The sequence below is a fragment of the Treponema sp. R6D11 genome, assembly GCF_054786075.1.
In genome coordinates this window covers 1-6,554 of sequence record NZ_BDHD01000104.1, presented here as the reverse complement: position 1 = coordinate 6,554, position 6,554 = coordinate 1, and the positions used below count along the sequence as shown (strand labels likewise).

Here is a 6,554-nt window from a genome sequence, read left to right as displayed (position 1 = left end):
TATGCAACCAAAGGAAATTGAAATAGTCGAAAAAATTGATTTGGCTATTATCCCCGGCGTAGCCTTTACAACCTCCGGCATTCGCCTCGGGCGTGGCGGCGGGTACTATGATAAGTTCTTAGCAAACAAAAACATATATAAAATCGGGCTTACCTCAAAAGAAAATGTTTTTGACTATCTGCCGCAAGAATCGCACGACATTTTAATGGACAGAATAATAGCATTATAATTTGACAAAATGGGCAAAATATGATATACTCATGCGTGGTGATACAATAATATGCAACTTTCAAATATCGAAATAAATAACGAGGAAGGCTTGCATGCGCGTCCTGCAATGGTGCTTTCAAAAGAGTCTTCTAAATTTGTTTCGTCTATATGGATTGAATATAACGGAGAACGCGCAAACGCAAAAAGTTTTTTAGGTCTTCTTGCACTAGGAGTTTTCAAGGGTGCTAGAGTCAATATAATCGCCACTGGCGAAGATGAAAAACGCGCTCTAACACAAATAGGCGAATTAATCGAAAACAATTTTAAGGAATAGATTTGAACCAAGAAATTATAAATTCTTTGAAAACCCTGCCGAATAAACCCGGAGTATACATCATGCGCGGGGCGAACGATAAAATAATATATATCGGCAAAGCAAAGAATCTTAAAAAACGCGTTTCTTCCTATTTCAATAATGCTTCGCATAATCTAAAGACTGCAACGATGGTATCGAATGTAGTTTTTTTTGAATATATAATTGCCGAAACAGAGCTAGAAGCTTTCATTTTGGAAAACAATCTCATTAAACAGCATAGACCAAAATATAATATTCTATTAAAAGACGACAAAGGATACCCATACATCAAATTAACTAATGAAGCTTTTCCTAGGCTCATTTTTGCTCGCAAAAGATATGACGACGCGCATGTATATTTTGGACCATATTTAAATTCCAAAATAGTTCGCGAGACAATTTTATTGCTCAAAAAAATATTTCAAATTCGAGATTGCAACCGCAAATTGCCAAAGGATATCGGCAAGGAACGTCCATGCCTAAACCATCATATAAAACAGTGTTCGGCACCATGCGATGATAAGATCAAAGCCGATGAATATAAAGAAAACATAATAAATGCAAAAGAATTCTTAACAGGAAAATACGAAAACATAAAAAAAGATTTGCAAGAGAAAATGCATTTTTTTGCAGATCATAAAAAGTTTGAATTAGCAGCAAAATATAGAGATTTCCTAATAACTATCGACGCTATCTCGCAAAAACAAAAAATTGTATCTAATAATTTCAACAACAAAGATATCATCGCAATAGAAAAATCCGGAAAACTCGCATGCGTGACAATCCTGTTCTACCGCAACGGGCAGATGATTGGCAAAACTTCGCATTTCTACAACGACGCACTCGATGAATTAAATGAAATCGCAAAACGATTCCTGCAAGAATATTATGAAATGACAGACGAAATCCCGTCGCAAATTCTTATCAATCACGAGCCGGATGATAAAACCCTAATCGAAAGATGGCTCAAAAACAAAACAAACGCAAAAATAGAAATCATCACTCCCAAGCGCGGTGCATCTAGCGACATCATGAGAATCGCTATCGAAAATTCACTGGAAGAACTAAACCTGAAATTGCTCAAAAATAATATTTATAAAAAGAAAGCCGACAAACTTTTATTCGACGTTCAAAAAACATTAAGCCTAGTAGATTTGCCTTATAACATCGAGTGCATAGACATCTCAAACATAAACGGGGCAGACAACATAGGCGTGATTATCGCGATTGGAAACGGCGTTTTCAAAAAGTCGCGATATAAAAAATTTAATATAAAAGAATTAGAAAATTATAATCCCGATGATTACTCTTCGATTAAAGAAGTCTTAAGACGTCGCCTTTTGCGCGGCTTAAGCGGCGACGAACACTTTCTCCCTATGCCAAATCTCATTCTTCTCGACGGCGGAAAAGGCCACCTCTCTGCTGGCATGGAAATCTTAAATGAGCTTGAACTGGAAATCCCTACATTCGGCTTGGTCAAAAACGAAAAGCATAAAACACGTGGAGTAGTCGGCGTTGACGGAGAAATTTATCTATCTCCTGCTTCCTCCTCTTTCAAATTTTTTGCAAGAATTCAAGACGAGGTTCACAAATATGCTATATCTAGTTTCCATACGAAACACAAAAAAACCACGTTCAACTCAAAATTAGAATCCATAGATGGCATAGGCAAGAAAAAAGCCGAAATGCTATTAAAACACTTCGGCTCAATCAAAAAAATCAAAAACGCAAAGCTAGAGGAACTGACAAAACTACGCGGTATAACTACGGAATTAGCAGAAAAAATTCTATCCGAACTAAAATAAGCTTGACAAAAAATGTTAGTTCTGCTATAATAAAAATATAGCTAATCGCTTGACGAAAAAATTCAGGCAGTAAGGAAAAATAAAATGACAGGAATAAGAAAACAACTTCATCATACTCATCATAAAACTAATGGTTTTCTTGTTTTTATGTTGAGTTGAGATAACAATCGCATCATAATATAAAAATCAAACACAGGAAAACCATTCGCCTGTGTTTTTTGTTTTCGAACTGTTAGCTATAAATCAAAATAAAAAGGAATGATAAAAATGATAATAGGATTACCAAAAGGACGCATTGCAAAAGGTGCGTATGAATTATTAAAACAAAAAGATCCCGAACAATTCACAAGTCTGGAGTTAGAAGCAGAATTGGAAAATCAAACTGGCAAAAAACTTTGCTTCAAAACCGACAAAACAGTATTTCTTCTGCTCAAAGCAAAAGACGTCCCTCTATATGCAGATTCTGGAATGATAGATGTTGGCATCTGTGGTTTCGATTGTTTTAGAGAATACGAACTCGCGAGCAAAAATACATACGGTTCCATGTCGGGCAATAACTACACGACAACCCTTACATCGGATTTACAATTGCAGGATGCGATAATTTGTGTCGCAGGAAAAGGTTGCAGTTCTTTCGAGAATTACACTCAGGCAAAACAAGAAAACGGCATTTTGACCATCGCCACACAATACCCAGGTATAGCCAAGAATTTTTTTGACAAAAAAGGCATTGAGGTCGATATAAAACCCATCAATGGATCGGCGGAAATTGCTCCCGAATTTCTTGGAGTTGATGCAATCGTTGATATCGTCGAAAGCGGAGATGCTCTGCGCACTAATGGATTGGTGATATACGAAGACATCTGCGAAAACACTACCAAAATCCTCGTAAACAAAACATCGCTTCGCTTAGACCCTACTATTAATGAGCTAATGAAATCAATAGAAGGCAACGTAAGAGAAAAGCTATGTAGCGCGCCCGAGAAAAAGTTCAATAGGCCTTATCTAACAAGAAGAGATATACCGCTAAAAGCGAGAAAGGGATTAATACTATGAACACAAGGGAAATGTTAGCGGCAGCACCGTCTAAAACAGAAGAAGCAAAGCAAAGCGTTTTTGAGTTAGAAATGGCACAAATTGCAGACAGAAAGGCCAATCCAAAAGAAAAATCGTACACCAACTACCTGTTAGACCAAGGGATAGACAAAGTTTGCAAAAAAATCGGCGAAGAGGCCGCCGAAGTCATAATCGAAATAAAAAATGGCGATAAAGAAAAGCTTATTGAAGAAATAGCCGATTTAGCTTTTAATATCGAGGTTGCCATGTTTATGCAAGGTGTAACAATTGATGATGTTCGCAACAAAATTGCAGAACGCCTAGACAAAAAACAAAATTTAAAAACTTTTAACAACAAAGGCGCTATATAATATAAAAACCTGCCATTGGCAGGTTTTTATTTGCTAGAATTTTATTGGATCGCCTTTGTTATATTTTCTATCATTTTGTTTTCGATTAGAGTAATCGCTTGTTTGATTGCATATTTGAATGCGACTTCATCCGACGAGCCATGCGCCTTAACAACTAGTCCATTTACGCCCAAAATCGCCGAACCGCCGTATTTTCTATAGTCAAGCTGGTCTTTCAGCGCGCCTATTCCGCTGTTCATCAAAAGCCCGCCGATTTTATATTGCAATTTTGAAAAAATAATTTCTTTAAGTTTGGTCGTAATCAGCCCAGCCGTCCCCTCCATCGTTTTAAGGAATATATTGCCGGCATATCCATCAGCGACCAAAACGTCGACAGGCATATTAGAAGCTTCGCGCGCCTCAATGTTGCCTTTGAAATTCAATTTGGATTTTTTTAATAAATCATATGCTTCAACCAATTCCGGAGTGCCTTTATTCTCTTCCACGCCGACTTTTAGCAAACCAACTTTTGGTTTTTTTACCCCAAACATAGCCTTCATATATTGCGAACCCATAACTCCAAGTTGCAAATAATGTTCTGCAGAGAGGTTTGTGTTAATCCCCGCATCAAGCAAAATAAAATTTGACTTATACGATTTTATAACCGGTGCCAAAGCCATCCTGCGCACATTTTTGATTTTTCGTAAATAAAGGCTAGACATTCCAGCAAGCACCCCTGTATTCCCAGCGGAAATCAAACAATCTGCCTCACCGTCGGCAATCAATTTCAAGCCCGTAGCAATTGAAGATTCCTTTTTATTTTTAATCGCATACAAAACATCGTCATCGGATTTTACATCGTTCTCGGTATATATTTTTTTGAAGTTACCTTCATATTTACCAATCTTTTTTTTCTCACCCAGTAAAACAATCTCAACATCTTTCGGCAACGCAAATGAGTTAACAGCATTTATTTGAGCGAGTGGTGCATTATCGCCACCTGTTGCATCTATTAGAATTTTCATCTACATTACCTCTTTCCATTTTCCGGCGATGTAAATCACTCCGGAAACAATTGTGAGCCCTACAGCAATAATCAAAATAACTGCCGCAGAAGTCAAAACATATTCATTAGAAATAGCAAGCCCAAAAAGGAATAGCAATATCGAAGCTATTTGCGTACAAGTTTTCACCTTTCCCCAAATGTTTGCAGGGATAATAACTTTTTTATCAATAGCAATCGTGCAGAACCCATCTACCAAAAAATCTCTAATGAAAATGATCATTAAACAAATAGAGAAAAATATTCGCTCAATAGGCAATAACAAAATTAATGCCGATATAATCAAAAGCTTGTCCGCCAAAGGGTCTAAATATTTTCCTAAAGTGGTGATTTGATTTAGTTTTCGCGCTAAATATCCATCTAACCAATCAGTGCCAGAAAGAATCGCGAACAAAACCAAGGCTTCCCAATATCTGCCATAGAAAAACGCCACAATAAAAACTGGAATTAGTAATATCCTAGCAAATGTTATTTTGTTGGGTAAATTCATCTATTGCCTCCTTAATATCTCCATATGCATATCCCCTGCCAGACAAGTAATTAGTCAACTTCTGCTTGTCTTTATATGTCTCCAAGCTTGGATTCTTTTTCTCTATTAAACATAAAATATTTTGCTTATTATCAATGTCGTCTTCCAACTCACTATATGCATTTTCGAAAACTTCTCTTTTTATGCCTTTTTGGAATAATTTTTGATATATTTTATTTTTACCATGCTTCTTTAAATTCACGCTGTCTTTTATATACCTTGTCGTATAATCATAATCATCTATGAATTTATTCTCTTCCAAAAAATCGAGGCACTCATAAATTATTCTCCATTCGATTTCCTTTTTATGAAGTTTCTCCATAATTTCTCGCCTAGTATGCATCCTATACGAAAGATAGTACTGCGAGAGCCATTTAGCATACTCAAGATCTTTAGGTCGACGCATAACTACATGCTCTCTGGGCTAGACACGCCCAAAAGCGATAGACAAGCAGAAATAACTTTTTTCACTGCAAATATTATGGTTAGCCTTGTGTCGCGAACTTCTTTTTCTTCGACCAAAACTTTGTGTTTGCCATAAAATGAGTGGAAAAGCCTAGCAAGTTCTATAGAATAGTGTGCGAGCCTAGAAGGGTCGCTTGTATCGATAATGATTTTTAATTCTAATGGAAGTTTGGCAATATGTGAAATCAGCTCTTTCTCTTCATCTTCAAGTTTAGAAAAAAGTTCCGTTTCGTATTGACCAGCTTGTTTCAATATGCTTGAAATCCTTGCATGCGCGTATTGAACATAATAAACAGGATTGTCATTAGTTTTCTTAGTTGCTAAATCTAAATCAAAATCAAAATGCGAAGAAGGCTGGCGCATATTAAAGAAAAACCTCGCAGGATCTACACCAATTTCATCAACTAAATCTCCAAGTGAAATAGTTTTCCCCGTGCGTTTGCTCATCCTTGCGACTTCACCATTACGCATCAATCTAACAAGCTGTATTAATACGACCTCCAACCGCTCGGGTTCAATGCCGAATTTGGACATAGCTTCCTTCATGCGTGCAACATGCCCGTGATGATCTGCTCCCCACACATTTATTGCTTTATCAAATTTTCTATCTACAAATTTATTATAATGATATGCGATATCAGCGGCAAAATAAGTTGGTATGCCATTGCTACGTTTTAAAACCTCATCCTTGTCTTCACTTTTTAACCATACCGCGCCATCT

The 6,554-nt window shown here is 36.8% G+C and carries 9 protein-coding genes; 5 read left to right on the top strand and 4 right to left on the bottom strand.

Annotated elements, in window-relative coordinates; all coding sequences use genetic code 11:
• The 5 genes from ACYVTD_RS08940 to hisE form a co-directional block, all read left to right on the top strand.
• Nucleotides 1–229 (top strand): 5-formyltetrahydrofolate cyclo-ligase (locus ACYVTD_RS08940; protein WP_461247433.1); only part of this gene is annotated, 229 nt, incomplete at its 5' end.
• A 51-nt stretch (nucleotides 230–280) separates the two neighbouring features.
• Nucleotides 281–544 carry an HPr family phosphocarrier protein gene (locus tag ACYVTD_RS08935; RefSeq protein ID WP_461247432.1) on the top strand — a complete coding sequence of 88 codons (264 nt, stop codon included), beginning with the start codon at nucleotides 281–283 and terminating at the stop codon, nucleotides 542–544.
• Between the two features lie 2 nt (nucleotides 545–546).
• Nucleotides 547–2,370: an excinuclease ABC subunit UvrC gene (gene uvrC / locus ACYVTD_RS08930; RefSeq protein ID WP_461247431.1), complete on the top strand. Its 1,824-nt coding sequence runs from the start codon at nucleotides 547–549 to the stop codon at nucleotides 2,368–2,370.
• A 267-nt stretch (nucleotides 2,371–2,637) separates the two neighbouring features.
• On the top strand, nucleotides 2,638–3,426 hold the full coding sequence (gene hisG, locus ACYVTD_RS08925) for an ATP phosphoribosyltransferase (RefSeq protein ID WP_461247430.1): 789 nt from the start codon (nucleotides 2,638–2,640) through the stop codon (nucleotides 3,424–3,426).
• A complete protein-coding gene (hisE, locus tag ACYVTD_RS08920; protein ID WP_461247429.1) occupies nucleotides 3,423–3,797 on the top strand; it encodes a phosphoribosyl-ATP diphosphatase in 375 nt (124 codons plus the stop codon). The genes hisG and hisE overlap by 4 nt, the downstream gene beginning before the upstream one ends.
• Before the next feature lie 41 nt (nucleotides 3,798–3,838).
• On the opposite strand, the gene plsX is transcribed toward hisE, so the two are convergent.
• The 4 genes from plsX to argS form a co-directional block, all read right to left on the bottom strand.
• The gene (gene plsX, locus ACYVTD_RS08915; protein ID WP_461247428.1) at nucleotides 3,839–4,801 is read right to left on the bottom strand and encodes a phosphate acyltransferase PlsX; all 963 of its coding nucleotides are present in this window, start codon (nucleotides 4,799–4,801) and stop codon (nucleotides 3,839–3,841) included.
• Nucleotides 4,802–5,329: a CDP-diacylglycerol--glycerol-3-phosphate 3-phosphatidyltransferase gene (gene pgsA / locus ACYVTD_RS08910; protein ID WP_461247427.1), complete on the bottom strand. Its 528-nt coding sequence runs from the start codon at nucleotides 5,327–5,329 to the stop codon at nucleotides 4,802–4,804. It lies immediately after the preceding gene.
• Nucleotides 5,298–5,774 carry a regulatory protein RecX gene (locus tag ACYVTD_RS08905; protein WP_461247426.1) on the bottom strand — a complete coding sequence of 159 codons (477 nt, stop codon included), beginning with the start codon at nucleotides 5,772–5,774 and terminating at the stop codon, nucleotides 5,298–5,300. The genes pgsA and ACYVTD_RS08905 overlap by 32 nt, the downstream gene beginning before the upstream one ends.
• Before the next feature lie 2 nt (nucleotides 5,775–5,776).
• The coding region (gene argS, locus ACYVTD_RS08900; protein WP_461247425.1) for an arginine--tRNA ligase domain-containing protein at nucleotides 5,777–6,554 on the bottom strand (778 nt) is incomplete at its 5' end.